Below are 23392 nucleotides of genomic sequence, written 5' to 3' on the forward strand. Positions count from 1 at the left end.
GAGGGCTCGCACCCTCCCGTCGGCACTCAGCCCTGACGGGCCTTGAAGCGCGGGTTCAGCTTGTTGATCACGAAGACGCGGCCCCGGCGGCGGACCACCTGCGAGCCGGGCTGCGCCTTCATCGACCTGAGGGAGTTGCGGACCTTCACGGATGCTCCTGTCGTTAATGAGAACTGTTATCGATAGAGTAGCGGCTCATGGATCCCCGCCACCCCGCACCCCCCGCACTCGCCGTCACCCTCGTGAGCGCGACCGAGCCCCACGACGCCGCGCGGACCGCCGCGCTCCTCGCCGGCAGGCCCGAGTCCCGGATCGACCTCGAGGTCGACCTGCCCGGCGCCGACGGCCCCGCCTTCGCGGAGGAGCTGCACCGGCGCCTCGCCGCCGACGCCGACGACGGTCACCGCGGTCACACCGTCGTCGCCCTCGACGCCGAGGCGGACCCGCTCGAGATCGGACTCGTCCTCGAGCACCTCTGCGCGCAGCGGCATCCGGCCGACACCCGCATCGCGATCCTCGACGTGGTCGCCGTGACGTCGACGGAGGAGATCCTACGCGTGCTCTGCGGCGGCGCGGGCCCCTCGTCCGACTCGGCGGAGCGCCTCGCCGCCCGCCTGGAGTTCTCGAGCCTCATCGCGCTCGCCGAGCCCCACTCCGAGAGCGACCCCGAGCGGACCGCACTCGTCCGCGACCTCCTGCGAGCACTCGCCCCCACCGCCGATCTCCTCCCCGCCGGCGATCTCCCGGCGGCGCCACGGAGGCTCCACCCCCGGCGCGCGCACGCGATCGCCTCCTCGATGGGCTGGCAGTGCGCCCTCAACGGGACCTCGCGGCGCCGCGCCTCGGGCACGACCGTCGAGGAGTTCGTGTTCCGCGATCCGCTGCCCTTCCACCCCGGCCGCCTGAGCACGGCGGTCCACGGGGAGCTGGTGGCGGAGAAGGTGGGCCGCATCCTCCGCTCCCGCGGCCTGGTGCGCCTGGCGACGCGCGCCGACCGGGTCGGCTCGTGGTCGGTCGCCGGCGACGTGCTGACGCTGGACCCGACCAGCCTGCTCAGCTGGGACGAGGACGCGCCTCTCGGCCAGGAGCTCGCCTTCTTCGGGACGGGCCTGGACACCGGGAGGCTGACCGCCGTCCTGCAGAGCTGCCTGCTCACTTCCGAGGAGCTGCTGGCCGGCCCCGCCGCCTGGGCGGAGTACGCGGACCCCTTCCCGCGCTGGGTGGACGAGCACCGGCACTGAGCCGGGCGTCCTCCGCCGCGCGGGACTCGACGAGCGCGACCCGGCCCCTGCTTCCGAGCGCCGCCCGCCCCGCGCCAGCCGACCGTGCGCCGGGAGTGTGACGCGCGGAGGCTCCCGCCGGGCGGCGGGTGGGTAGGCTGACCGGACAGCACGTGCTCCGGGGTCGGTGGGAATTCCGAACCGGCGGTCACAGTCCGCGAGCCGCAGCCCCTCGAGAGGGGCGGCGGTTGACCTGGTGGAACTCCAGGACCGACGGTGAAAGTCCGGAGGAGAGGCAGCACGAGCGTCGCGCATCACCGCGCGATGCTGAGCGACGGTGCCCGCGCACCGTCGATCGAGACCCCGGAGTTCGGCGACGAACGGAAGAACCGGGAATGACGATCGACTACGAGCACGCGATGCGCCGGGCGCTGGCGCTCGCCGAGCGCGGGCCCGCCCGCGGACCCAACCCGCGCGTGGGCTGCGTGATCCTCGCGCCCGACGGCACCGTCCTCGGCGAGGGCTGGCACCACGGAGCCGGCACCGCGCACGCCGAGGTCGACGCCCTGTCGCACGTCGCGGCGGGCGCCGCCGAGGGCGCGACGGCCGTCGTCTCGCTCGAGCCGTGCGACCACACCGGGCGCACGGGTCCCTGCAGCCGCGCCCTGATCGAGGCGGGCGTCTCCCGCGTCGTCTACGCCGTGCCGGACCCGGGCGAGCGCTCGGCCGGCGGCGGTCGCACCCTCCGCGAGGCCGGCGTCGAGGTGATCGAGGGCGTGCTCGCCGAGGAGGGAGAGCAGTTCCTCCACCCGTGGCTCACCGCGACCCGCCTGCACCGCCCCTTCGTCACGCTCAAGTGGGCCTCGACCCTCGACGGCCGCACCGCGGCGGCGGACGGCAGCAGCCGCTGGATCACCGGAGCGGCGGCCCGGCAGCGCGTGCACGAGCAGCGTGCCGCGCACGACGCGATCCTCGTCGGCACCGGGACCGTCCTCGCCGACGATCCCGCGCTCACCGCCCGCGGCGACGGAGGCGAGCTCCTCGCCCACCAGCCGGTGCCCGTCGTCGTCGGCACGCGCCCCGTGCCGCCGGGCGCCCGCCTGCACGAGCACCCCCGCGCCGTCGTGGTCGAGCGCACCCGCGACCTCGCCGCGGTCCTCGCGCACCTCTACTCCGCCGAGATCCGCAGCGTCTACGTCGAGGCCGGACCGACACTCGCCTCCGCGCTCGTCGCCGACGGACTGGTCGACGAGTACCTCGTGTTCCTCGCGCCCGCGCTCCTCGGCGGCCCCCGCCTCGCGCTCGGCGACCTCGGCGTGGAGAGCATCGGCGGGGCCCGGCGCCTCTCCCTCCGCTCGGTCGAGATCCTCGGCGACGACCTCCTCGTGACCGCGCGCCCCGACGTCCTCCCCGCGGGCGGTGCCGGCACCCCGGCCCGCCTCCCCCACGCCCTGCAGATGGAGACCCACTGATGTTCACTGGAATCATCGAGGAGAAGGGCGTCGTGACCGCCGTCGAGGCGGGCGCCGACGCGATCCGCCTCAGCATCCGCGGGCCCCTCGCCGTCGAGGGCGTGCGGCACGGCGACTCGATCGCGGTCTCGGGCGTCTGCCTCACCGTGGTCGAGCACACCGACCAGGGCTTCACCGCCGACGTCATGGCGCAGACCCTGCGGATGTCGACCCTCGACACCGTGGGCGTCGGCGACCCCGTGAACCTCGAGCGCGCCGCGCTGGTGGGCGACCGGCTCGGCGGCCACATCGTCCAGGGCCACATCGACGGCACGGCGACGCTGCTCGCGATCGCACCGGGCGAGGCCTGGCGGGTGCTGCGGTTCTCGCTGCCGACCGGCATCGCTCCGCTCGTCGTCGACAAGGGCTCGATCGCGGTCGACGGCGTCTCGCTGACCGTCTCGGCGATCAGCCCCGCCGCCGACCCGGAGCAGTGGTTCGAGGTCTCGCTGATCCCCGAGACGCTCGCCGTCACCACGCTGGGCGCGCGCGCGATCGGCGATCAGGTCAACATCGAGACCGACGTCCTGGCCCGCCACGTCGAGCGGATGCTCGCGCTGCGCTCGATCGCGGAGGCCCGCTCATGAGCCTCGCCACCATCCCCGAGGCCGTCGAGGCGCTGCGCGCCGGGCGCCCGATCATCGTCGCGGACGACGAGGGCCGCGAGAACGAGGGCGACGTCATCGTCTCGGCCCAGCTCGCCAGCCAGGAGACGATCGCCTGGATGGTCCGCCACTCCTCCGGGTTCATCTGCGCGCCGATGACCAACGAGATCGCCGACCGCCTCGCCCTGCCGCTGATGGTGGTCGAGAACGAGGACCCGCGCGGCACCGCCTACACGCTGTCCGTCGACGCGGCCGACCGGCTCTCCACCGGCATCAGCGCCTCCGACCGCGCGCACACCCTCCGCGTGCTGGCCGACCCCGAGGCGACCCCGTCCCGCCTGAACCGCCCCGGCCACATCCTGCCGCTGCGCGCCGTCGACGGCGGCGTGCGCGAGCGAGACGGGCACACGGAGGCGGCGGTCGACCTGATGAAGCTCGCCGGCCTGTACCCCGTGGGCGCGATCTCCGAGATCGTCGCCGAGGACGGCGAGATGATGCGGCTGCCCGGGCTGATCGCTCTCGGCGAGCGCGAGGGCGTGCCGGTGACCACGGTCGCGGCCCTCATCGCGTACCTGCAGGAGTTCCACTGCGACGCGGAGGTGCCCGTCACGGTCGCGGTCCCGGAGAGCGCGCGGGTGAGCTTCGAGGTCGAGACCACGGTGCCGACCACCCACGGCCCGTTCCGCATCCGCGCCTACCGCGACCGGCAGACCGGAGCGGATCACGTCGCGATCCTCGCGGGAGAGGTCGCCGCGGGGCGGCCCGCACTGGTGCGCGTGCACTCCGAGTGCCTGACCGGCGAGGCGTTCGGCTCGCTGAAGTGCGAGTGCGGACCCCAGCTCGACGCCGCCCTCGACACGATCCAGCGGGACGGCGGCGTCGTCGTCTACCTCCGCGGGCACGAGGGCCGGGGCATCGGCCTGATCAACAAGCTGCGCGCTTACCGCCTGCAGGAGGACGGACTCGACACCCTCGACGCGAACCTCGCCCTCGGGCTCCCCGCCGACGCGCGGGACTACGGAGCGGCGGTCGGGATCCTCGAGGACCTCGGCCTCACCGAGGTGCGCCTGCTCACCAACAACCCCGAGAAGGTCCGCCAGCTCACCGACCGCGGCATCGTCGTCGCCGAGCGCGTGCCGCTCGTCGTCGGAGTCGGCGCCTTCAACGAGGGCTACCTCGAGACCAAGCGCGACCGCATGGGCCACACCCTCGACAGCGTCCTCGACCACGACCCCCTCGACGCCGGGATCTCCGGCCTCGCCCTCGACGCCGGGATCGCCGGCGCCACCACGAAGGAGTAGCAATGGCCGGTAGCGGCGCCCCCACCACCTCCCCTCTCGACGGCGCGGGACTGCGCGTCGTCGTCATCGCGGGCACCTGGCACGAGCAGATCAGCGACGGCCTGATCGCCGGAGCGAGCCGAGCCCTCGACGAGGCCGGAGCATCCTGGTCGCTCGTGCGCGTGCCCGGCTCGTTCGAGCTGCCCGTCGCCTCGAAGGCGGCCCTGGAGGCGGGGGCCGACGCGGTCGTCGCCCTCGGCGTGATCATCCGCGGCGGCACCCCGCACTTCGAGTACGTCTCGGACGCCGCCACCTCCGGGCTCACCACCGTCTCGATCCTGACGGGCAAGCCGGTCGGCTTCGGCGTGCTCACCCTCGACACCGAGCAGCAGGGCATCGATCGCGCGGGCCTTCCCGGCTCGAAGGAGGACAAGGGGCGCGAGGCGGCCGAGGCGGCGGTCTCGACCGCTCTGCTCCTCCGCTCGCTGCGCAGCTGAACCACTGCGGGCGGCCCCCGTCCTGGGGCCGCCCGCACACGAACCTGGGAGAACACGGAGTAAAGTGGTCGGGTCGTCACGAGCGACCCCTCTCTCCTCCCCCTCGCCCCAGCGGTCCGCGACGCCCGATCGACGCCCCGCCCCGCCGGCTCAGGGGGAGTCGCCGTCCACACGGAGCCCCTCCCTCATGTCTTCTCCCGCCGTCTCCGACGCGCCAGCAGCCGCCCCGCAGAACTCCCGCGGCCGCGTCATCCTCGCCAGCCTCATCGGCACCTCGATCGAGTTCTACGACTTCTACGCCTACGCGACCGCCGCCGTCCTGGTCTTCCCGTCGCTCTTCTTCGTCAACGAGGACCCGGCCACGGCCCTCCTCGCCTCCTTCGCCGTCTTCGGCGTCGCGTTCATCGCGCGCCCGATCGGGTCGATCATCTTCGGCCACTTCGGCGACCGCGTCGGCCGCAAGGGCACCCTCGTCGCCTCACTGCTCACCATGGGCGTCGCGACCTTCCTGATCGGCTGCCTGCCCACCGCGCTCACGCCCGGCTGGGAGTTCCTCGCTCCGTTCCTGCTCGTGGTGATGCGCTTCTGCCAGGGCCTCGGCCTCGGCGGCGAGTGGTCCGGAGCCGCGCTGCTCGCGACCGAGAACGCACCGGCCGGCAAGCGCGCCATCTACGGCACCTTCCCGCAGCTGGGCGCACCGATCGGCTTCATCGTCGCCAACGTCCTGTTCCTGGTGCTCGCGAGCACGATGAGCGACGAGACGTTCGCGGCCTGGGGCTGGCGCGTGCCGTTCCTGGCGAGCGCCGTGCTCGTGATCATCGGGCTCTACGTGCGGTTCAAGCTCGTCGAGACGCCCGCGTTCCAGAAGGTCGTCGAGAAGGGCGAGGTCGCCAAGCTGCCCCTCGCCCGCGTCTTCGTCACCAGCTGGCGCCCGCTCATCCTGGGCACCTTCATCATGCTGGCGACCTACGTGCTCTTCTACCTGATGACCACGTTCACGCTGACCTACGGCACCTCACCCGTCGACGGCGCGGTTCCGGGCCTCGGCTACACGCGCAACGACTTCCTCGTCATGCTGATCGTCGGCGTGGTGTTCTTCGGGATCTTCACGCTCGTCTCCGGCCCGCTCGCGGAGCGCTTCGGCCGCCGGCGAACGCTGCTCGTGGTGACCGCGGCGATCCTCGTGTTCGGCCTGCTCTTCGTGCCCCTGTTCAGCGCCGGCTTCGCGGGCGTCATGGCCGTCCTGATCCTCGGCTTCACGCTGATGGGCCTGACCTTCGGCCCGATGGGCGCCGTCCTCCCCGAGCTGTTCCCGACCAACGTCCGCTACACCGGCTCGGCGATGGCGTACAACCTCGCATCGATCCTCGGAGCGGCCCTCGCGCCGATCATCGCGGTCGCGCTCTGGAGGGCGGCGGGCGGCAGCACCGTGCTGGTCGGCCTCTACCTCAGCGCCGCGGCCGTGCTGACGCTGATCGCGCTCCTGCTCTCCAAGGAGACGAAGAACACGTCGTACCACGACAACGTCTCGTAGGACTCCCTGCAGAGGACGGCCCGACGGGATCCCCCGGCGGGCCGTCCGCGTCTCCGCTCCCTCCCTGAGCACCGGGCCCGCCCTCTGGCGGCCTGCTCGCAGCGACGACGGGGCAGAATGGACGGCGATGAGCACCACCACCTCCCGGCGCGGCGGACGACGACCCTCCCGCGACGACGGACCCCGCGCCTCCTTCTCGCAGCTCGTGCCCTACCTGCTCGAGCACCGCGGCATCCTCTCGGTCGTCGTGGTCCTCAGCCTGTTCGGAGCGGCGGCGAGCCTCGGCCAGCCCCTGCTCGTCGGCCAGGTCATCACCCGGGTCCAGTCCGGTCTCGATCTCGGCCCGCTGGTGTGGGCCCTCGTCGGCCTGGTCGTGGCCTCCGGGCTCATCTCGGGCTTCGCGCACTACCTGCTCCAGCGCACCGGCGAGGGGATCGTGCTCTCGAGCCGCCGCCGCCTCGTCGCACGGCTGCTGCGCCTCCCCATCCGGGAGTTCGACGCGCGCCGCACCGGCGACCTCGTCTCGCGCGTCGGCTCCGACTCCACGCTCCTGCGCGCGGTGCTGACCCAGGGGCTCGTCGACTCGATCGCGGGCTCCCTCGTCTTCGTCGGCGCGATCATCGCGATGGCCGTCATCGACTGGGTGCTGCTGCTGATCATCGTGGCGGTGGTGGCGGTGGCCCTCGGGCTCGCGCTGACCCTCGGCCGCGGCATCCGCACCGCCAGCCGCAAGGCGCAGGAGAAGGTCGGCGATCTGGCCGCGGCCGTCGAGCGCGCCATCAGCGCCGTCCGGACGATCCGTGCCGCCGGAGCCACCGATCGCGAGATCGCGGTCGTCGACCAGCACGCGACGGAGGCGTACCGCCTCGGGATCCGCGTCGCGCACGTCTCGGCCCTCGTGGTGCCGGTGGCGGGGATCGCCATGCAGGTCGCCTTCCTCGCCGTCCTCGGCGTCGGCGGTTACCGCGTCGCGTCCGGCGCGATCGACATCGCCCAGCTGGTCTCGTTCATCCTCTTCCTCTTCATGATGGTGATGCCGCTCGGCAACTTCATCGGCGCCATCACCTCGGTGAACTCGGCGCTGGGCGCCCTCGGCCGCATCCAGGAGATCATCGATCTGCCGATCGAGGGCGACGGCGACGCCTCCGCGGGCGGCCTCGGCGCCGGCGTGGCGGAGGAGGCCATCTCCTTCGAGGACGTGGTGTTCTCCTACGAGGAGGGCGCCGTGCCCGACGCGGCGGCCGTAGCGGACGAGCGCGACCGCACCGTCCTGCGCGGCGTCTCCTTCACCGTGCCGCGCGGCAAGCGCACCGCCCTGGTCGGGCCGTCGGGAGCGGGCAAAAGCACGATCCTCGCCCTCATCGAGCGGTTCTACGACCCGGAGGCCGGCGTCGTCCGACTCGGCGGTGTCGATATCACGGCCATCGACCGCGACGCGCTCCGCGCGCAGATCGGCTACGTCGAGCAGGACGCCCCGGTCCTGGCCGGCACCATCCGCGAGAACCTCGTCCTCGGCCGCCCCGACGCCGACGACGCCGACTGCCTCCGGGTGCTCGAGGCGGTGAACCTGACCGACGTGCTCGAGCGCAACCCGCTCGGCCTGCACGCGCCGGTGGGCGAGAGCGGAGTGATGCTCTCGGGCGGCGAGCGTCAGCGCCTCGCGATCGGCCGCGCGCTCCTGGCGGCCCCGCCGATCCTGCTGCTGGACGAGTCCACGTCGAGCCTCGACGGACTCAACGAGCAGCGCCTGCGCCTGGCGATCGACGCGGTCGCCGAGAACCGGACCCTGCTGGTGATCGCGCACCGCCTGTCGACGGTGGTCGACTCCGACCGCATCGTCGTGCTGCAGAAGGGCGAGGTCGTGGGAGTCGGCACCCACTCCGAGCTCGTCGAGTCGACGCCGCTCTACCGGGACCTCGCCAAGCACCAGCTGCTCGTCTGACGGACGCCGCAGCGGCGTCTCGCGACCGCCGCCGCCTCATGCCGGTCGACCAGCCGCGCAGCGGCGTGTCGAGACGCCCGCACGTCTCGCCCGGCAGCCTGCGCCCGCTCGTCCCTCAGCGCGGCGGCAGCCGCAGGGCCCCGTCGAGCCGGATGGTCTCGCCGTTGATCATGGGGTTCTCGACGATGTGCCGCACCAGGGCCGCGAACTCCTCGGGGCGTCCGAGGCGGGCCGGATGCGGCGTCGCCGAGCCGAGCGCCTCGCGGGCCCTGTCCGGCAGCCCGGCGAGCAGGGGCGTGTCGAACGTGCCCGGTGCGATCGACACCACGCGCACGAGCCGGGCCGCGAGCTCGCGCGCGAGCGGCAGGGTCATCGCCGCCACGGCGCCCTTCGACGCGGCGTAGGCCGCCTGCCCGATCTGCCCCTCGAAGGCGGCGACGGAGGCGGTCGTGACGAGGACTCCCCGCTCCCCGTCGACCGGCTCCCGCTCGGCGATCGACGCCGCGGCGAGGCGCAGCACGTTGAGCGTCCCGGTCGTGTTGATCCGCAGCACCCGCTCGAACTGCTCGAGCGGCAGCGGCCCGTCGCGTCCGAGCAGCCGCCCGGGTGTGGCCACGCCCGCACAGCTCACGGCGACGCGCAGCTCCCCCGCCGCCGCCACGGCGCGCGAGACGGCGTCCGGATCGAGGACGTCCCCGGCGATCAGCTGCACGGAGGCGGGCAGACGCGCGGCCTCCACCGCGTGCGGCAGGTCGAGCACGACCACGTGCGCTCCTGCGGCGTCGAGCGCCGTCGCCGTCGCGGCTCCCAGTCCGGATGCTCCCCCCGCGATCAGCGCGGACGTCCCCTCGAGTCGCACGGTCAGCCCGCCGGAGCGGGGGTGGAGTCGGCGTCGGGCTCGTCGGTCGGCTCGCTGCCGGGCTCCCCCGTCGGATCACTGCTCGGCTCTCCGGACGCGAGCGCCTGCGCCGAGCAGTCGGTCAGGGTGGCGTCGTAGGCGTCACGGGCGCGCTGCGCCGCCAGGCGGACCTCCTCCTCCGCGAGCGGGCCCGCGAGCGGCGGCCGGTCGCTCAGGCCGTAGCGGGCGAGGCAGTCGCTGATCAGGCGGGTCATGCGCGCGCCGCTCTCGGGATCGGCTGTGCCGGTGGGCGCCGGGGCGGCGGTCGCGACGGAGCCCGAGTCGCGCACGGACCCGTCCGGCACCTCCGCGGCGGGACCGGAGCAGGCGGTGAGGCTCAGTGTGAGCGCGACTCCGACGAGCAGCGCGACGGGCGGGCGGAGCGTCGTGCGCAGGAGCATGGACGACCTCGTTCGTGACGGCTGCGGGCAGGAGTGCGGCCACGGTAGCGCAGTCGATGCTTCCGGCGAGCGCTGGGCGCGCTCTCACGTCTCAGTGGCACCCCCAACGGGGCACAGGCGCGCCTCTCAGGAGGGCTCGGCGAGCGCCCACATCGCGACCGCCGACGCCGCAGCGACGTTGAGCGAGTCGATCCCGTGCCGCATCGGGATCTGGACGGCGACATCGGCGGCGGCGAGCGCTTCGGCGGTGAGACCCTGCCCCTCGGTGCCGAGCACGAGGGCGACGCGCTCCGGAGCGCGGGCGGCGAAGTCCCGCAGGGGCACCGCCTCCGGGGTCAGAGCCATCGCCGCGATCGTGAAACCAGCTCCGTGCAGGAGCCGCTGCGTCGACGGCCAGTCGCCGACGCGCGTCCAGGGCACCTGGAGGACCGTTCCCATGCTCACGCGGATGGCGCGGCGGTAGTACGGATCGGAGCAGCGCTGCGTCACCAGCACCGCATCGGCTCCGATGGCCCCGACGGAGCGGAAGATCGCGCCGACGTTGGTCGGGTCGACCACGTCCTCGAGCACGACGACGCGGCGCGCTCCCGCGAGCAGGCCGGCCGGGTCGGGCAGCACGGGCCGGTCCAGCGCCGCGATCAGGCCGCGGTGCAGGGTGTACCCGGTGAGCTCGGCCAGGAGCTCACCCGGGCCCGTGAAGACGGGGACGTCGAAGCGACCGACCAGGCGCTCGGCCTCACCGGCCGACCCGCCGAGGGCGAGCACCGAGCGCGGCCGGTGCCCGGCGGCGATCGCGCGCTCGAGCACGAGCGCCGACTCCGCGATGTACAGGCCGTGCGGGCCGCGGGCGTTCTTCAGCGCGACGTCGGTCGCGTGCGCGTAGTCGCGCAGCCGCGGGTCGTCGAGCGCGGTGACCTCGATCCGCTCCACCGGATCAGGCGAAGGGGTCGGGGGTGAGCGTGTACTTGGTGCTGAGGTACTCGTGGATCCCCTCGAGTCCGCCCTCGCGGCCGAGGCCCGACTGCTTCACCCCGCCGAAGGGCGCCGCCGCGTTCGACACCACGCCGACGTTGAGGCCCATCATCCCGGTGGCGAGCCGCTCGATCATCCGCTGACCGCGGGCGAGGTCGCGCGTGAAGACGTAGGACACCAGTCCGTACTCGGTGTCGTTGGCGAGCGCGACGGCGTCGTCCTCGTCGGTGAACGGCACGATCGCGAGGACCGGGCCGAAGATCTCGGTGCGCAGGATCTCGCTCTCCCGGTCGACCCCCGCGAGCACGGTCGGCCGGTAGAAGTGGCCCGCCCCCTCGATCCGATCGCCGCCGGTGAGCAGGCGCGCGCCGCGGGAGACGGCGTCCTCCACCAGCGCGGACGCCTTCTCGACCGCGCGCTCGTCGATCAGCGGGCCGATGGTCACTCCGTCCTCCGTGCCGCGGCCGACGCGCAGAGCGCGCACGCGCCCCACGATCCGCGCCGCGAACTCCTCGGCGATCGACTCGTGCACGAAGAAGCGGTTGGCGGCCGTGCAGGCCTGGCCGATGTTGCGGAACTTCGCGAGCATCGCGCCCTCGACCGCCCGGTCGAGGTCGGCGTCCTCGAACACGACGAAGGGCGCGTTGCCGCCCAGCTCCATCGAGGTCCGCAGCACGTTCTCGGAGGCCTGCTTCAGCAGCGTGCGCCCGACGGGCGTGGAGCCGGTGAAGGACACCTTCCGCAGGCGGGGATCCGACAGGATCGGAGCCGACACGGCTCCCGCCGAGGACGTGGTGACCACGTTGAGCACGCCGTCGGGGAGCCCCGCCTCGGCGAGCAGCGCCGCGAAGGCGAGCGTGGTGAGCGGAGTGAGCTCGGCCGGCTTCACGACGACGGTGCAGCCCGCCGCCAGCGCCGGAGCGATCTTCCGCGTCGCCATCGCGAGCGGGAAGTTCCAGGGCGTGATGAGGTAGCAGGTGCCCACCGGGTGCTGCGAGACGATCATCCGGCCGCTGCCCTCGGGCGAGACTCCGTAGCGTCCGCTGATGCGCACCGCCTCCTCGCTGAACCAGCGGAGGAATTCGCCGCCGTACACGACCTCGCCCCTCGCCTCCGCGACCGGCTTGCCCATCTCGAGCGCCATCAGGAGCGCGAACTCCTCGGTGCGCTCCTGCAGGAGGTCGAACGCCCGCCGGAGGATCTCGCCCCGCTTCCGCGGCGCCGTCGCGGCCCACGACGGACCGGCGGCGACGGCGGCGTCGAGCGCCCGGACCCCGTCCTCCGGAGTCGCGTCGGCGATCGAGACCAGGACCGCTCCGGTGGCCGGGTCCTCGACGTCGATCGAGCCGCCGCCTGAGGCGTCCACCCACTCACCGCCGATCAGCAGCTGCGTGGGGATGCGGGCGAGCAGAGCGGTCTCGGCGGCGCGGGACGCGACGGAATCAGTCACAGGAGGGAACCACTTCTTCGGATCGGAGCGCGCAGACCGCGCCAGGAGGAGCTTCTCGTCCTCCCAGTGTAGGACGGGCAATCGCTCCGGGGGCGGTGTCGCCGGGAGCCGCGAGGACCTGCGCCTCCCTGAGCCCTGTGGAGGGACGAGCCCTCAGACGGACCGCTCGACGCGGATTCCCGCCTCCGTGAGCTCGCGCAACGCCGCGGCACTCGCCTCCTCGGAGACGCCCGCGACCAGGTCCTCGAGCACGCGGACCTCGAGCCCCGCCCGTCGCGCGTCGAGTGCCGAGGCGCGCACGCAGTGGTCGGTCGCGAGTCCCACGACGTCGAGCGCGGTGACGCCCCGCTCCGCGAGCACGGCGCCGAGCTCCTCGCCCGCCTCCGTCGTGCCCTCGAAGGCCGAGTAGGAGGGGCGGCCCTGCCCCTTGAGGATCTGCACGTCGATCCGAGCGGTGTCCAGGGCCGGGTGGAACCGCGCGCCGTCCGTGCCGGCGACGCAGTGGACGGGCCAGCTGTCGACGAAGTCCGGCTCCACCGCGAAGTGGCCGCCGTTGTCGGAGTCGCCCTCGTGCCAGTCGCGGGAGGCCAGCACCGCGGAGTACCGGTCGGCGTGCGCCGCCAGATGCGCGGTGATGCCCTGGGCGACGGCCGCGCCGCCTGTGACGGCGAGCGCGCCGCCCTCGGTGAAGTCGTTCTGCACGTCGACGATCAGGAGTGCGGTGGTCATCGTGGGCCTTCCGGGAGGAGGTGGCGAGGAGGAGCGGGAGGTCGACCCGCCCGGGTCAGGAGTCGGAGAGCGAGGATCCGCAGCGGTAGACGCCCGTCACGAGAGTGTCGATCGCGGTCTTCGCCGAGTCGGAGACGTCGCCGAGAGCGTAGACCGCGAAGGTCAGCTCGGTGCCGTCCGCCGCGGTGACCACGCCGGCCAGGGTGTAGCCGGTGTCGATCCAGCCCGTCTTCGCCCGCACCGCGCCGTCGGCCGCGGCGTTGTCGCCGGCGAAGCGGTCGGAGTAGGAGAGCGAGCCCGTCCGGCCCGACACCGGCAGGCCGTCCAGGAGGATCCCCAGCTGCCCCTCGCGGGCCTGCACCTTCCGGAGCAGCTCGGTGAAGTACGCCGGCGCGACCGCGTTGTCGTCGCTCAGGCCGGAGCCGTCGACGATCGCGATCCCGGACGTGTCGACGCCGTAACCGGCGAGCCCCTGCAGCACACCGGCCTGCTCGGCAGCGAAGTCGCTGCCCGCGCCGGTGCGGATCGCGACGAGTCGCGCGAGCATCTCGGCGATCGCATTGTCGGAGACGAGCAGCATCTGCTGCACGAGCGTGCCGACCGGGGCCGACTCCACCGTGCCGAGAACCGCCGCGCCCGCGGGAGCCGTCCCGGTGGAGACCACGGGCGAGCCGTCCAGCTCATCGGCGAACGCCCCTCCGGCCCGGCCGACCGGATCCGTGCCGCGCTCGGAGGTCGAGGCCGTGGGGTCCTCGCGATCGCCGTCCACCTGGAGCGCCGTGATCTCGGGCATGTAGCCGTCGACCTGCTCCTTGCGGTTCCAGCTCGGCTGCCAGGTCTCGCCCGAGTAGAGGGAGGAGTCGAGCACCAGCGACGTGATCGGCGTCCCGGCGGTGGAGGGGTCCGCCTCCCAGGCGCTCTCGACCTGCGCCGCGAGGTCGTCGAGGTGGGCCGCTCCGGCGTAGGTCGACTCCCGGCCGGTCGGGAGCCGGGTCAGGGTGAGGTCTCCCCCGCCGACGAGGACGACGCTCCCGGGTTCGCTCCCCCGGACCACGGTGGTGGCGATGCGCGTGTCCGGGCCGAGGACCGCGAGCGCCGACGCGGCCGTCAGGATCTTGAGGGCGGAGGCGGTGCGGGACGCGGTCCCGCCCCCGCGGTCGAACAGGACCTCGCCCGTCGCGGCGTCGACCACACGCGCCTGCATCGAGCCCAGGCGCGGGTCGGCGGCGAGCCCCGCCACCGAGCAGGTGCGGAGCGCCTCGGCCGCCGCTTCGGCGGTGGGACGCGCCGTGGCCGTCGGCGTCGGTGTGGGAGTCGCGGTGGCGGTCGGGGTCGAGGCGACGGGCAGCGCCCCGGGCTCCGCGGCGCTGCCGAGGGCCGTCCCCACGCCGAAGGCGCCGCCACCGAGCACGGCGGCCACGAGCACCGCAGCGACCACGAGGGTGCGGCGACGGCGGGGAGGAGGCGTGTCGGTCATCCGCAACAGGGTAGCGACGCGAGTTCGACGCGACCTGGACGTCGAGGATGAGGCCGGGAACTCATGGATCCGGCTTGGACGTCGAGGATGACGGGAGACGGAGCCGCCTGTGGGAATCGAACCCACGACCTTCTCATTACGAGTGAGACGCTCTGCCGACTGAGCTAAGGCGGCGTGCACGCGGGGCCTGAGTCCCGGACACGATTACACAGCATAGCCTGCTCGCGCCCCCGGGCGTGAATCAGGACGGCGCGGTCGAGCAGAGGCCCCGCGACGGCGGCGGCTACCGCTGCGCTCGGCTCAGGCGAGCGCGCAGCGGAGCTCCTCGAAGGAGCGGGCGATCCGTCCGGGCAGGGCCTCCCGGCCGTCGTGATCGACCCAGGCCGCCCAGGCGTGGCGGACGGCGGCGAGCCCGAGGAGCGTCAGCATCCGCGCCCGGCTGCGCACCCGCTCCGCGTCGTCGTCCTCCTGGCCGAGACGCTCGGCGACGAGCCCCTCGACCGCGAGCTCGAACTCGCGCATGCCCGCGATCTTCAGACCGACCAGATGCGGGTGCTCGCGGAAGAGCGCGCGGCGGAGGACGTGCAGCTCCCGATCCTCCTCGAGCGGCTCCTCCATCGCGGCGACGAAGACCCGCTGCAGGTCCTCGAGCACGGCGCCCCGGCCCGCGACGAACGCCGCCGCCGTCTCGTCGGCGATGACCGGGAGCCCGCCGACCAGCGCGTCCTCCTTCGAGGCGAAGTAGTTGAAGAAGGTGCGCGTGGAGACGTCGGCGGCGCGCGAGACGTCGTCGATGGTCACCCGCTCCGGCCCGCGCTCGCTCGCCAGGCGGAGGACGGCGATCTCGATCGCCCGCCGCGTGGCCAGGCGCTTGCGCTCGCGGAGCCCGGGCTGCTGCTCGCGGGACCGCTCCTGCTCGGTCAGCACTGCGGATCCACCTCCGGGACGGTCCCCTCGAGCAGGTACGCGTCGACCGCGTCGTTCACGCAGGACGTCGACTTGTTGTAGGCCGTGTGGCCCTCGCCGTCGTAGGTGACCAGGTGACCGGCGGAGAGCTCGCCCACGAGCGCCTGCGCCCATACGTAGGGCGTCGCGGGATCGTTCGTGGTGCCCACGACCAGGATGGGCGCCGAGCCCTCCGCGGTGATCGGCTCGCGGGAGCCCTCGAACGCCGCCGGCCACTCGCTGCAGAGGATGTCGCCGTAGGCCATGTAGCGGCCGATCGTCGGCGCGGCCTGCTCGAGAGCGGCCTCGTCGGCGCGCATCGAGGCGGTGTCGGCGTCGTAAGAGTAGTCGACGCAGTTGATCGCGAGGAACGCCTCGGTGGTGTTGTCCGCGTACCGGCCGTCCGCGTCGCGCCCGTTGTAGGCGTCCGCGTACTGGAACGCGACCGCGGGGTCGCCCCGGCGGACGCCGGCCAGCATCTCGCTCAGCGCTCCCCACGCCGTGGCGTCGTAGAGCGGGTAGACGATCGCGGTGAACAGCGTGCTCGCGCCGAGCTCACGGCCTTCGGCGGCCCGGATCGGCGAGGCGTCCACGTCCTCGAGCATGCGCTTCAGCTGGGCCATCCCCGCGTCGACGGTGCCGGTGAACGGGCAGTCGTCCGAGCGGAGGCAGTCGGAGAGGTAGGCGCGCAGTGCGCTCTCGAACCCCTTCGCCTGCTCGCGCACCACGTCGAACGAGGTGGCCGCCGGGTCGATCGCGCCGTCGAGGACGAGGCGGCCGACCCGGTCCGGGAACAGCCCGGCGTAGGTCGCTCCGAGGAACGTGCCGTAGGAGTAGCCGAGGTAGTGCAGCGTCTCGTCGCCGAGCGCCGCGCGTAGCACGTCGAGATCACGGGCGGCGCTCGGGGTGCCGACCTCGGGCAGCAGCGGCCCGCTGCGCTCCTGGCAGGCGGCGGCGAACGCAGCGGCGGACGTGCGCTGCGCCTGGACCCACTCGTCGCTGCCCCGCTCCCCGGGCGTGATGTCGTAGAGGTAGGAGTCGAGGCCCGCGGCGTCGAGGCAGGAGACCGCGGTGGAGGCGCCCACTCCGCGCGGATCGAAGCCGACGACGTCGTACCGGGCGGCGAGCGCGGAGTCGACCGCGTAGTCGGCGCTGTCGCGGACGAAGTCGACGCCCGACGCTCCCGGTCCGCCCGGATTCACGAGCAGGGACCCGATCGCCGGGCCCTTCGTCGCGGGTCGGCGCACCAGGGCGATCGACGCCGTCTCCCCCGAGGGGTCGTCCCAGTCGAGCGGGACTGTCGCGTCGGTGCAGAGAGCGCCGTCGCCGCAGTCGTCCCAGACCAGCACCTGCGAGTAGTAGCGCTCCAGGGAGTCGTCGACGGTCTGCGGATAGGGGGTGGAGGTCCGGTCGACGCTCGGGCCGGGCGCGAAGCAGCCGGTCAGGAGGGACGCGGCCGCGGCGAGCGCGACGACGACGGCCGACCGGCGCCCCCGCCTCACGCGGCCACCGGGCGGCGCGCCGCGACGACGAGCAGCGCCTCGAGAGCGAGGACCGGGGAGACGTTCGCGTCGATCCGCTGCCGGGCGGTCGCGATCGCGTCGAGGACGGCGAGCGTGCGGTCGGGCGGAGTCGCGTCGGCGAGCGCGGTCATCTCGGTCCGGACCTCCTCGTTGATGACGCCGCCGGGCGCTCCGAGCTGGAGGCGCACCACGTCGCGGTAGAGGGAGAGCAGGTCGACGAGGATCCGGTCGAGGCCGTCGCGGAGGCTCCGCGTCGCGCGTCGCTTCTGATCCTCCTCGAGCGCCCGCAGCTGCGAGCGGAGCTGCGCGGGCACGGTGCCCCCGGGCTCGACGCCGAGCGAGCGCAGCGCCTGCTGCCGCTCGGCCTCGTCGCGCTCGAGCGTGATCGCCTTGGCGTCCTCGGTCGCGACCTCGATCATCCGCGCAGCGCCGAGCACCGCGTCCGAGACGCCGCGGAGGCGCAGGGCGATGCGGAGCGTCTCCTCACGGCGCTCGCGCGCGTTCGCGTCGGTCGCCAGGCGGTGCGCCATCCCGATGTGGCTCTGAGCCTGGCGGGCGGCGCGCTCGGCGGTCTCGGGGTCGACCCCGTCGCGGCGCTCGAGGAGACCGGCGACGTCCTCGATGCTCGGCACGCGGAGCCGCACGGAGCGGACGCGGGAGCGGATGGTGGGGAGCAGATCGGCCTCGCTCGGGGCGCACAGGATCCAGACCGTGCGCTCCGGCGGCTCTTCGAGCGCCTTCAGCAGCACGTTGGACGTGCGCTCGCTCATCCGGTCGGCGTCCTCGATGACCATGACGCGGTAGCGCGACACCGAGGGCGAGTACTGCGAGCTGCTGACCAGCCGCCGCACCTCGTCGATCGAGATGATCACGCGCTCGGTGGTCAGCACGGCGAGGTCGGGATGGGAGCGGGCGGCGACCTGGCGGCAGTCGGGGCACTCCCCGCAGCCGCCGTGGCGGCAGAGCAGTGCGGAGGCGAACGCGTAGGCGAGGTTCGAGCGGCCGGACCCGGGAGGGCCGGTGATGAGCCAGGAGTGCGTCATCGACGACGACTCCCGGCCACGGTCGTCCCGGGGCGACGAGGCGTCCTGCAGGGCGCCGATGGCGTGCTCCTGCCCGACGAGCTGGCTCCAGACGGTCATGCCACCAGGCTAACCGCGAGCACCGACAGCCGACGCACCGTCGAGGAGCGCGGCGACCCGCTCCCGCACCGCGGCCGCGATCTCCTCGACGGGGAGAGCGGCGTCCACGACGAGGAAGCGCTCGGCGTCCGTCTCGGCGATCGCCAGGAACGCCTCGCGCACGCGCCCGTGGAACTCCGCCTTCTCGGCCTCCAGCCGGTCGAAGCGGGTGCGGGCCGCGTCGAGCCGGCCCCGCGCGACGGCGGGGTCGAGGTCGAGCAGGACGGTGAGGTCTGGCCTCAGATCGTGGGTGGCCCACTCCGAGAGCCGCCGGACCTCGACGGCGTCGAGGACCCGCCCGGCTCCCTGGTAGGCGACGGAGGAGTCGATGTAGCGGTCCTGCACGACGACCTCGCCCCGCTCGAGCGCCGGTCGCACGAGCGTCCCGATGTGCTGGGCGCGGTCCGCCGCGTAGAGCAGGGCCTCGGCCCGCGGATCGATCTCGCCGCGGTGGTGCAGAACGATCTCGCGGATCTGCAGGCCCACCTCGGTGCCCCCGGGCTCGCGGGTGCGGACGACGGTCTCGCCCCGCGTGCCCAGCCACTCCTCGAGCAGCCGGGCCTGCGTGGTCTTGCCCGCGCCGTCCCCGCCCTCGAGGGTGACGAACAGCCCGGTCACGACTCGGTCGCGTCCGACGTCTCGGCGGCGGCCGCCGCGGCCGCGCGGCTCGCGGCGGTGGCGCGGGGCGCGGCGGGCTTCTTCGCTGCGGTCGTCTTCTTGGCGGCCGCGGCCGTCTTGGCCGCGGTCGTCTTGGCCGCCGTCGTCTTGGCCGCCGTCGTCTTGGCCGCGGTCGTCTTCGCCGCGGGCTTCCTGGCCGGCGCGCGCTTGGCCGGAGCCTTCTTGGCCGGGCCCTTCGCGCGCTTGTCGGCGAGCATCTGGACCGCCTGCTCGAAGTCGATCTCCTCGATCGTCAGGCCCTTGGAGATCGTGACGTTGGTCTCGCCGTCGGTCACGTAGGCGCCGAAGCGTCCGTCGCGGATCCGGATCGGCTTGCCGCTGACGGGGTCCGCCTCGAACTCCTTCAGCGCGCTCGACGCGCGTCGCGCCCCGTACTTCGGCTGGGCGAAGATCTCGAGCGCCGTCGGCAGGTCGACCTCGAAGATCTGGTCCTCGCTGGTGAGCGACCGGCTGTCGGTGCCCTTCTTGATGTACGGGCCGTACCGGCCGTTCTGAGCCGTGATCGGCTCGCCGCTCTCGGGGTCGTCACCGACCGTGCGCGGCAGGTCGAGCAGGCGCAGCGCCGTCGCTAGGTCGATCGACGCGACGTCCATCGACTTGAAGAGGGAGGAGGTGCGCGGCTTCACGACAGCGGGCTTCTTCGCGCCGCGTTTCGCGGGCGCGGGCTCGACGACCTCCCCGGTGGCGGGATCCGCCGTGGTCTCCGGCTCCGGATCGACCTCGGTCACGTAGGGGCCGAAGCGCCCGTCCTTGACGACGACGGTCTTGCCCGAGTCAGGGTTGCTTCCCAGCACGCGGTCGGTCTGCACCGGGGCGTCGACGAGCTCCTGCGCCTTGGCGGGCGTGAGCTCGTCGGGAGCCAGCTCGAGCGGCAGGTTGACGCGACGCGGCGTCTCCTGCCCCTCCTCCTGGGCCACCTCGAGGTAGGGGCCGTACTTGCCGATGCGCAGGGTGATGTCGTCCGTGATCCGGACGGAGTTGATGCTCTTCGCATCGATCTCGCCGAGGTTGTCCACGACGTGTCGGAGCCCGGGGTGCGTGCCTCCGCCGAAGTAGAAGCGGTTGAGCCAGGCGACGCGGTCCTCCTCGCCGCCGGCGATGCGGTCGAGGTCGCCCTCCATCTCGGCGGTGAAGTCGTACTCCACCAGGTCGGAGAAGAAGTCCTCGAGCAGCCGGACCACCGAGAAGGCGATCCAGTTGGGCACGAGGGCGGTCCCGCGCGGAGTGACGTAGCCGCGGTCGACGATGGTGGAGATGATCGACGCGTAGGTCGAGGGCCGGCCGATGCCGAGCTCCTCGAGCGCCTTGACCAGGCTCGCCTCCGTGTAGCGCGGGGGCGGCGAGGTCTCGTGGCCCTTGGCCTCGACCTCGGCGACGACCAGGCTCTGGCCGACCTCGAGCACCGGCAGCTTGGCGTCCTTCTCGTCGCGGGCGCCGTGACGCTCCTCGTCGCGCCCCTCCTCGTAGGCGAGCAGGAATCCGCGGAAGGTGATGACGGTTCCGGAGGCGGTGAACTCGGCGGTCTTCGCGACGTCGCCGGCAGGCTCGGCGAGCAGCGTCACGGTGGCGGTCGAGCCCTTGGCGTCGGCCATCTGCGAGGCGACGGTGCGCTTCCAGATGAGCTCGTAGAGGCGGAGGTCGTTGCCGCGGAGGGTGCCCGAGAGCTGGTCCGGGGTGCGGAAGGTCTCGCCCGCGGGCCGGATGGCCTCGTGCGCCTCCTGCGCGTTCTTGTTCTTGCCGGAGTACAGCCGGGGCTTGTCCGGGACGGTCTCGGCTCCGTAGAGGGACGCGGCCTGAGTGCGTGCGGCGTTCAGCGCCTGCTGCGAGAGCCCGGGCGAGTCGGTCCTCATGTAGGTGATGAAGCCGTTCTCGTAGAGCGACTGCGCGACGCTCATCGTCTGGCGCGCCGAGAAGCGGAGCTTGCGCGCCGCCTCCTGCTGGAGCGTGGACGTGGTGAACGGGGCGGCGGGGCGGCGCGAGTACGGCTTGGACTCGAGGTTCGAGACCCGGACCGTGGTGGCGGGGTCGCGCAGCGCCTCGGCGAGGGCACCGGCGGTGGACTCGTCGAGGACGGTGACGTCGCCCTTCAGCTGACCGCGGTCGTCGAAGTCGCGGCCGCTTCCGATCCGCTTGCCGTCGAGCCGGGCCAGGCGGGCGTCGAAGCCCGCCGCGGCGTCCGACTCGGGCGCCAGCACGGTGGCGAGGTCCCAGTAGCTCGCCGACACGAACGCCAGGCGCTCCCGCTCGCGGTCGACCACCAGGCGGGTCGCGGCCGACTGCACCCGGCCGGCCGAGAGCCCGGGGCCGACCTTGCGCCACAGCACGGGCGAGATCTCGTAGCCGTAGAGGCGGTCGAGGATGCGGCGGGTCTCCTGGGCGTCGACCAGGGAGGTGTCGATCTCCCGGGTGTTGTCGCGCGCCTTCTGGATCGCGTCCTTCGTGATCTCGTGGAAGACCATGCGGTGCACGGGGACCTTGGGCTTGAGCTCCTCGAGGAGGTGCCACGCGATGGCCTCACCCTCGCGGTCCTCATCAGTGGCGAGGTAGAGCTCGTCGGCGTTCTTCAGCGCGCGCTTGAGGTCGGCGACCGTCTTCTTCTTCTGGTCGGACACGACGTAGTAGGGCTCGAAGCCGTTGTCGACGTCGACGGAGAACTTGCCCAGCGGGCCCTTCTTCAGCTCCGGGGGGAGGTTCTTCGGCTCGATGAGGTCGCGGATGTGCCCGACGGAGGCGAGCACCTCGTAGCCGTCGCCCAGGTACTGGGCGATGGTCTTGGCTTTCGCCGGCGACTCGACGATCACCAGCTTCTTCGTGCCGGACACAGTTCTCCTCGATTGGTGCTGTCGGGTCGGACGACCAGTGGTCCGACGTCCCCTGCTGCGGGGAGACGGTGCGCGGCGACGTGGTGCGGGGAACGGCGACGCGTCCCCATCGGCGGGGGCGCCCGACAGGCACACCATACACACTGACCCCGGACGTCCTGCCCCCTCCCGAGGACACGGGGACCTCGGGAGGACGCTGGACACGGCCTCGGAGCCGCCTGCCCGGCCTGCCGTCGACGGGGGTGACGCGCGGCGCCGATCGGCGCATGATGAGGCATGGCAACGACGCACACCACCACGACCTCCGCCTACACGGCCAAGCTCCTCGACGGACCGCTGGAGGGCAAGACCCTCCGTCGGGGATACGGCGACGATCAGGCCCCCGCCGCACGCCTCGAGATCCCCGGGGCGAGGGCGGGCTCCCGCTACATCTACCTCCTCGCCGGCGGCCTCGAGCACGACGAGGGCGCGGGCGCCCTGCCGACCGCCGCCGCGTACCGGTACCAGCGACTCTCCTCCGACTGACGCGCTCCCGCGGCGTCGTACGAACCTCGGTCCGGACGACGCCCGCTGCTGCCTCCGCCCTCAGGGCGGCGGTCCGGCCCTCGACCGCGCCGTGAGGGCGAGCGGACCCGCGGCGACGGCCGCCTCCGTTCTCGCGACGCCGCCGTCGACGTCGCAGAGGACGAGCTCGGCGCCGTTCGCGCGGGCCACGGCGGCGGCACGTCCGCACGGATCCCCGGCCAGCAGGCCGGAGGCGACGTCGGCCGCTGCCAGGGACGAGGCGTCCGCGGCGGCGACCGCTCGCTGGTGCCCGACGACTCCTGCGCAGCCGGCGAGCACGGCGGCCGTCACCAGGATCGTGCCCGCGACGACTCCGATCGCCACGACCGCGGCCGAGCCCTCCTCCCGGTCGCGGACAGCCCCGGGGAGTCGGCGGATCATCCGCCCCCGCCCAGCGCGCAGGACCGGACCGAGACCGGGAGCGACACCGCCGGGAGCGGGCGCAGCCGGGCCGCGACGTCGACGCAGACCAGTCCGTCCTGCTCCCCCGCCGTGAGCGACGCCCCCGTCACCCGGGCGAGCGGCGCGCGGGGGTCGTCGCCCCGGGCCGCGGACCGGGCCGCGTCGGCGGCCGCGTCGACGAGCCGGACGTACTGCGCCGAGGCCGCCACCGACCCCAGGCACAGCGCCAGCACCGCGACCACCGCCGGGAGCACGAGCGCGAGCTCGGCCGTGGCCGAGCCCTCCTCCTGGACGAGCCGCCCGCGCAGCAGCGGAAGGCCTCTCATCCCGCCGCGGTGAGCGCGCGGGTCACCAGGTCGGTCAGGATGCTCCGCACCTCGTCGCCCTTGAGGATGACCACGAGCAGCCCGGCGAAACCGACCGCGGCCATCGTCGCGATCGCGTACTCCGCCGTCGCCGACCCCTCCTCGTCGCCTAGAGCGCCGAGACCTCCCCACCCGGGTCGGCGCCACTCGACGCGCCCCGCGGAGACGTCGATGCCCGTTCCTCCGCCGGACGCCGCACCTCCGCCGCTCCTCGAGCCCCGGCTCGTTCCGGGCACACCACTTCCCGCATCCCTGCTCCTACCGAGTCCTCGACTCCGGGAGACTCCCCCGCCGCTGATCGCCGTGTCACTTCTCATCCGTCCTGCTCCGTTCCGCCCCGCTCCGTGCCCCTCCTCCGAGGATCGCGGACTCCCGATCCCGCCGATCGGCCCTCCG

At 73.4% G+C, this 23392-nt stretch carries 23 protein-coding genes, 1 tRNA gene and 1 riboswitch; of the genes, 8 read left to right on the top strand and 16 right to left on the bottom strand.

Annotated elements, in window-relative coordinates; all coding sequences use genetic code 11:
- Positions 1-26: 26 nt before the first annotated feature.
- Positions 27-149, bottom strand: a complete 123-nt coding sequence (ykgO, locus tag C5C95_RS08470) for a type B 50S ribosomal protein L36 (RefSeq protein WP_104226896.1) — start codon at positions 147-149, stop codon at positions 27-29.
- 48 nt (positions 150-197) lie between these two features.
- Between ykgO and C5C95_RS08475 the strand changes: the two genes are divergently transcribed.
- The 7 genes from C5C95_RS08475 to C5C95_RS08505 all read left to right on the top strand — a co-directional run bounded on the left by C5C95_RS08475 (position 198) and on the right by C5C95_RS08505 (position 8589).
- The gene (locus C5C95_RS08475; protein WP_104324224.1) at positions 198-1241 is read left to right on the top strand and encodes a GTP-binding protein; all 1044 of its coding nucleotides are present in this window, start codon (positions 198-200) and stop codon (positions 1239-1241) included.
- A gap of 150 nt (positions 1242-1391) precedes the next feature.
- Positions 1392-1524: riboswitch (FMN riboswitch) on the top strand.
- 91 nt (positions 1525-1615) lie between these two features.
- Entirely contained in the window at positions 1616-2692 is a 1077-nt protein-coding gene (gene ribD / locus C5C95_RS08480; protein ID WP_258063655.1) for a bifunctional diaminohydroxyphosphoribosylaminopyrimidine deaminase/5-amino-6-(5-phosphoribosylamino)uracil reductase RibD, read from the top strand.
- Entirely contained in the window at positions 2692-3318 is a 627-nt protein-coding gene (locus C5C95_RS08485) for a riboflavin synthase (protein WP_104324225.1), read from the top strand. Before ribD ends, C5C95_RS08485 begins: the two co-directional genes overlap by 1 nt.
- Positions 3315-4637, top strand: coding sequence for a GTP cyclohydrolase II (ribA, locus tag C5C95_RS08490; protein ID WP_104222225.1), 1323 nt, complete (start codon positions 3315-3317; stop codon positions 4635-4637). The genes C5C95_RS08485 and ribA overlap by 4 nt, the downstream gene beginning before the upstream one ends.
- 2 nt (positions 4638-4639) lie before the next feature.
- The gene (ribH, locus tag C5C95_RS08495; protein ID WP_104250609.1) at positions 4640-5113 is read left to right on the top strand and encodes a 6,7-dimethyl-8-ribityllumazine synthase; all 474 of its coding nucleotides are present in this window, start codon (positions 4640-4642) and stop codon (positions 5111-5113) included.
- 187 nt (positions 5114-5300) lie between these two features.
- The gene (locus C5C95_RS08500) at positions 5301-6647 is read left to right on the top strand and encodes an MFS transporter (RefSeq protein ID WP_104324226.1); all 1347 of its coding nucleotides are present in this window, start codon (positions 5301-5303) and stop codon (positions 6645-6647) included.
- 127 nt (positions 6648-6774) lie between these two features.
- Positions 6775-8589, top strand: a complete 1815-nt coding sequence (locus tag C5C95_RS08505) for an ABC transporter ATP-binding protein (RefSeq protein WP_104233721.1) — start codon at positions 6775-6777, stop codon at positions 8587-8589.
- A 115-nt stretch (positions 8590-8704) separates the two neighbouring features.
- On the opposite strand, the gene C5C95_RS08510 is transcribed toward C5C95_RS08505, so the two are convergent.
- The 12 genes from C5C95_RS08510 to topA all read right to left on the bottom strand — a co-directional run bounded on the left by C5C95_RS08510 (position 8705) and on the right by topA (position 21665).
- Entirely contained in the window at positions 8705-9448 is a 744-nt protein-coding gene (locus tag C5C95_RS08510; protein ID WP_104324227.1) for an SDR family NAD(P)-dependent oxidoreductase, read from the bottom strand.
- A gap of 2 nt (positions 9449-9450) precedes the next feature.
- The gene (locus C5C95_RS08515) at positions 9451-9888 is read right to left on the bottom strand and encodes a hypothetical protein (RefSeq protein WP_104324228.1); all 438 of its coding nucleotides are present in this window, start codon (positions 9886-9888) and stop codon (positions 9451-9453) included.
- A gap of 126 nt (positions 9889-10014) precedes the next feature.
- Positions 10015-10818: an RNA methyltransferase gene (locus C5C95_RS08520; RefSeq protein WP_104324229.1), complete on the bottom strand. Its 804-nt coding sequence runs from the start codon at positions 10816-10818 to the stop codon at positions 10015-10017.
- Positions 10819-10822: 4 nt separating this feature from the next.
- On the bottom strand, positions 10823-12310 hold the full coding sequence (locus tag C5C95_RS08525; RefSeq protein WP_104222211.1) for an NAD-dependent succinate-semialdehyde dehydrogenase: 1488 nt from the start codon (positions 12308-12310) through the stop codon (positions 10823-10825).
- A gap of 153 nt (positions 12311-12463) precedes the next feature.
- Positions 12464-13039 carry a nicotinamidase gene (locus C5C95_RS08530; protein ID WP_104233726.1) on the bottom strand — a complete coding sequence of 192 codons (576 nt, stop codon included), beginning with the start codon at positions 13037-13039 and terminating at the stop codon, positions 12464-12466.
- A gap of 55 nt (positions 13040-13094) precedes the next feature.
- Positions 13095-14516 carry a D-alanyl-D-alanine carboxypeptidase/D-alanyl-D-alanine-endopeptidase gene (dacB, locus tag C5C95_RS08535; RefSeq protein WP_104324230.1) on the bottom strand — a complete coding sequence of 474 codons (1422 nt, stop codon included), beginning with the start codon at positions 14514-14516 and terminating at the stop codon, positions 13095-13097.
- Positions 14517-14617: 101 nt separating this feature from the next.
- A tRNA-Thr gene (locus C5C95_RS08540) sits at positions 14618-14690 on the bottom strand.
- Positions 14691-14816: 126 nt separating this feature from the next.
- Positions 14817-15443, bottom strand: a complete 627-nt coding sequence (locus tag C5C95_RS17425; protein WP_181125615.1) for a TetR/AcrR family transcriptional regulator — start codon at positions 15441-15443, stop codon at positions 14817-14819.
- Positions 15437-16963: an alpha/beta hydrolase gene (locus C5C95_RS08550; protein ID WP_104324231.1), complete on the bottom strand. Its 1527-nt coding sequence runs from the start codon at positions 16961-16963 to the stop codon at positions 15437-15439. The genes C5C95_RS17425 and C5C95_RS08550 overlap by 7 nt, the downstream gene beginning before the upstream one ends.
- The gene (locus tag C5C95_RS08555; RefSeq protein ID WP_104324232.1) at positions 16960-18126 is read right to left on the bottom strand and encodes a DNA polymerase III subunit delta'; all 1167 of its coding nucleotides are present in this window, start codon (positions 18124-18126) and stop codon (positions 16960-16962) included. Before C5C95_RS08555 ends, C5C95_RS08550 begins: the two co-directional genes overlap by 4 nt.
- 9 nt (positions 18127-18135) lie before the next feature.
- Positions 18136-18783, bottom strand: a complete 648-nt coding sequence (gene tmk, locus C5C95_RS08560; RefSeq protein WP_104233730.1) for a dTMP kinase — start codon at positions 18781-18783, stop codon at positions 18136-18138.
- Positions 18780-21665, bottom strand: coding sequence for a type I DNA topoisomerase (topA, locus tag C5C95_RS08565; RefSeq protein ID WP_104324233.1), 2886 nt, complete (start codon positions 21663-21665; stop codon positions 18780-18782). Before topA ends, tmk begins: the two co-directional genes overlap by 4 nt.
- A gap of 276 nt (positions 21666-21941) precedes the next feature.
- On the opposite strand from topA, the gene C5C95_RS08570 reads away from it, so the two are divergent.
- Complete coding sequence (locus tag C5C95_RS08570; RefSeq protein ID WP_104222197.1) at positions 21942-22190, top strand: hypothetical protein; 249 nt, start codon at positions 21942-21944, stop codon at positions 22188-22190.
- A gap of 60 nt (positions 22191-22250) precedes the next feature.
- Here the strand turns inward: C5C95_RS08570 and C5C95_RS08575 are convergent, their stop codons facing one another.
- The 3 genes from C5C95_RS08575 to C5C95_RS08585 are packed head-to-tail and all read right to left on the bottom strand — an operon-like array spanning position 22251 to position 23232.
- Complete coding sequence (locus tag C5C95_RS08575) at positions 22251-22610, bottom strand: Rv3654c family TadE-like protein (RefSeq protein ID WP_104324234.1); 360 nt, start codon at positions 22608-22610, stop codon at positions 22251-22253.
- Positions 22607-22957: a TadE family type IV pilus minor pilin gene (locus C5C95_RS08580; protein ID WP_104222193.1), complete on the bottom strand. Its 351-nt coding sequence runs from the start codon at positions 22955-22957 to the stop codon at positions 22607-22609. The genes C5C95_RS08575 and C5C95_RS08580 overlap by 4 nt, the downstream gene beginning before the upstream one ends.
- Positions 22954-23232, bottom strand: coding sequence for a DUF4244 domain-containing protein (locus C5C95_RS08585; protein ID WP_244229600.1), 279 nt, complete (start codon positions 23230-23232; stop codon positions 22954-22956). Before C5C95_RS08585 ends, C5C95_RS08580 begins: the two co-directional genes overlap by 4 nt.
- Positions 23233-23392: the final 160 nt, after the last annotated feature.

The organism is Rathayibacter sp. AY1B7, from assembly GCF_002932735.1.
Lineage (GTDB): Bacteria > Actinomycetota > Actinomycetes > Actinomycetales > Microbacteriaceae > Rathayibacter.

Excerpts from the sequence above, each read along its gene's own strand:
- C5C95_RS08555 (WP_104324232.1), bottom strand. The coding sequence starts at position 18,126 with ATGACCGTCTGGAGCCAGCTCGTCGGGCAGGAGCACGCCATCGGCGCC.
- ribD (WP_258063655.1), top strand. The coding sequence starts at position 1,616 with ATGACGATCGACTACGAGCACGCGATGCGCCGGGCGCTGGCGCTCGCC.
- C5C95_RS08505 (WP_104233721.1), top strand. The coding sequence starts at position 6,775 with ATGAGCACCACCACCTCCCGGCGCGGCGGACGACGACCCTCCCGCGAC.
- C5C95_RS08580 (WP_104222193.1), bottom strand. The coding sequence starts at position 22,957 with ATGAGAGGCCTTCCGCTGCTGCGCGGGCGGCTCGTCCAGGAGGAGGGC.
- ribH (WP_104250609.1), top strand. The coding sequence starts at position 4,640 with ATGGCCGGTAGCGGCGCCCCCACCACCTCCCCTCTCGACGGCGCGGGA.
- ribA (WP_104222225.1), top strand. The coding sequence starts at position 3,315 with ATGAGCCTCGCCACCATCCCCGAGGCCGTCGAGGCGCTGCGCGCCGGG.
- C5C95_RS08475 (WP_104324224.1), top strand. The coding sequence starts at position 198 with ATGGATCCCCGCCACCCCGCACCCCCCGCACTCGCCGTCACCCTCGTG.
- C5C95_RS08530 (WP_104233726.1), bottom strand. The coding sequence starts at position 13,039 with ATGACCACCGCACTCCTGATCGTCGACGTGCAGAACGACTTCACCGAG.
- C5C95_RS08515 (WP_104324228.1), bottom strand. The coding sequence starts at position 9,888 with ATGCTCCTGCGCACGACGCTCCGCCCGCCCGTCGCGCTGCTCGTCGGA.
- C5C95_RS08485 (WP_104324225.1), top strand. The coding sequence starts at position 2,692 with ATGTTCACTGGAATCATCGAGGAGAAGGGCGTCGTGACCGCCGTCGAG.
- C5C95_RS08500 (WP_104324226.1), top strand. The coding sequence starts at position 5,301 with ATGTCTTCTCCCGCCGTCTCCGACGCGCCAGCAGCCGCCCCGCAGAAC.
- dacB (WP_104324230.1), bottom strand. The coding sequence starts at position 14,516 with ATGACCGACACGCCTCCTCCCCGCCGTCGCCGCACCCTCGTGGTCGCT.
- C5C95_RS08570 (WP_104222197.1), top strand. The coding sequence starts at position 21,942 with ATGGCAACGACGCACACCACCACGACCTCCGCCTACACGGCCAAGCTC.
- C5C95_RS08575 (WP_104324234.1), bottom strand. The coding sequence starts at position 22,610 with ATGATCCGCCGACTCCCCGGGGCTGTCCGCGACCGGGAGGAGGGCTCG.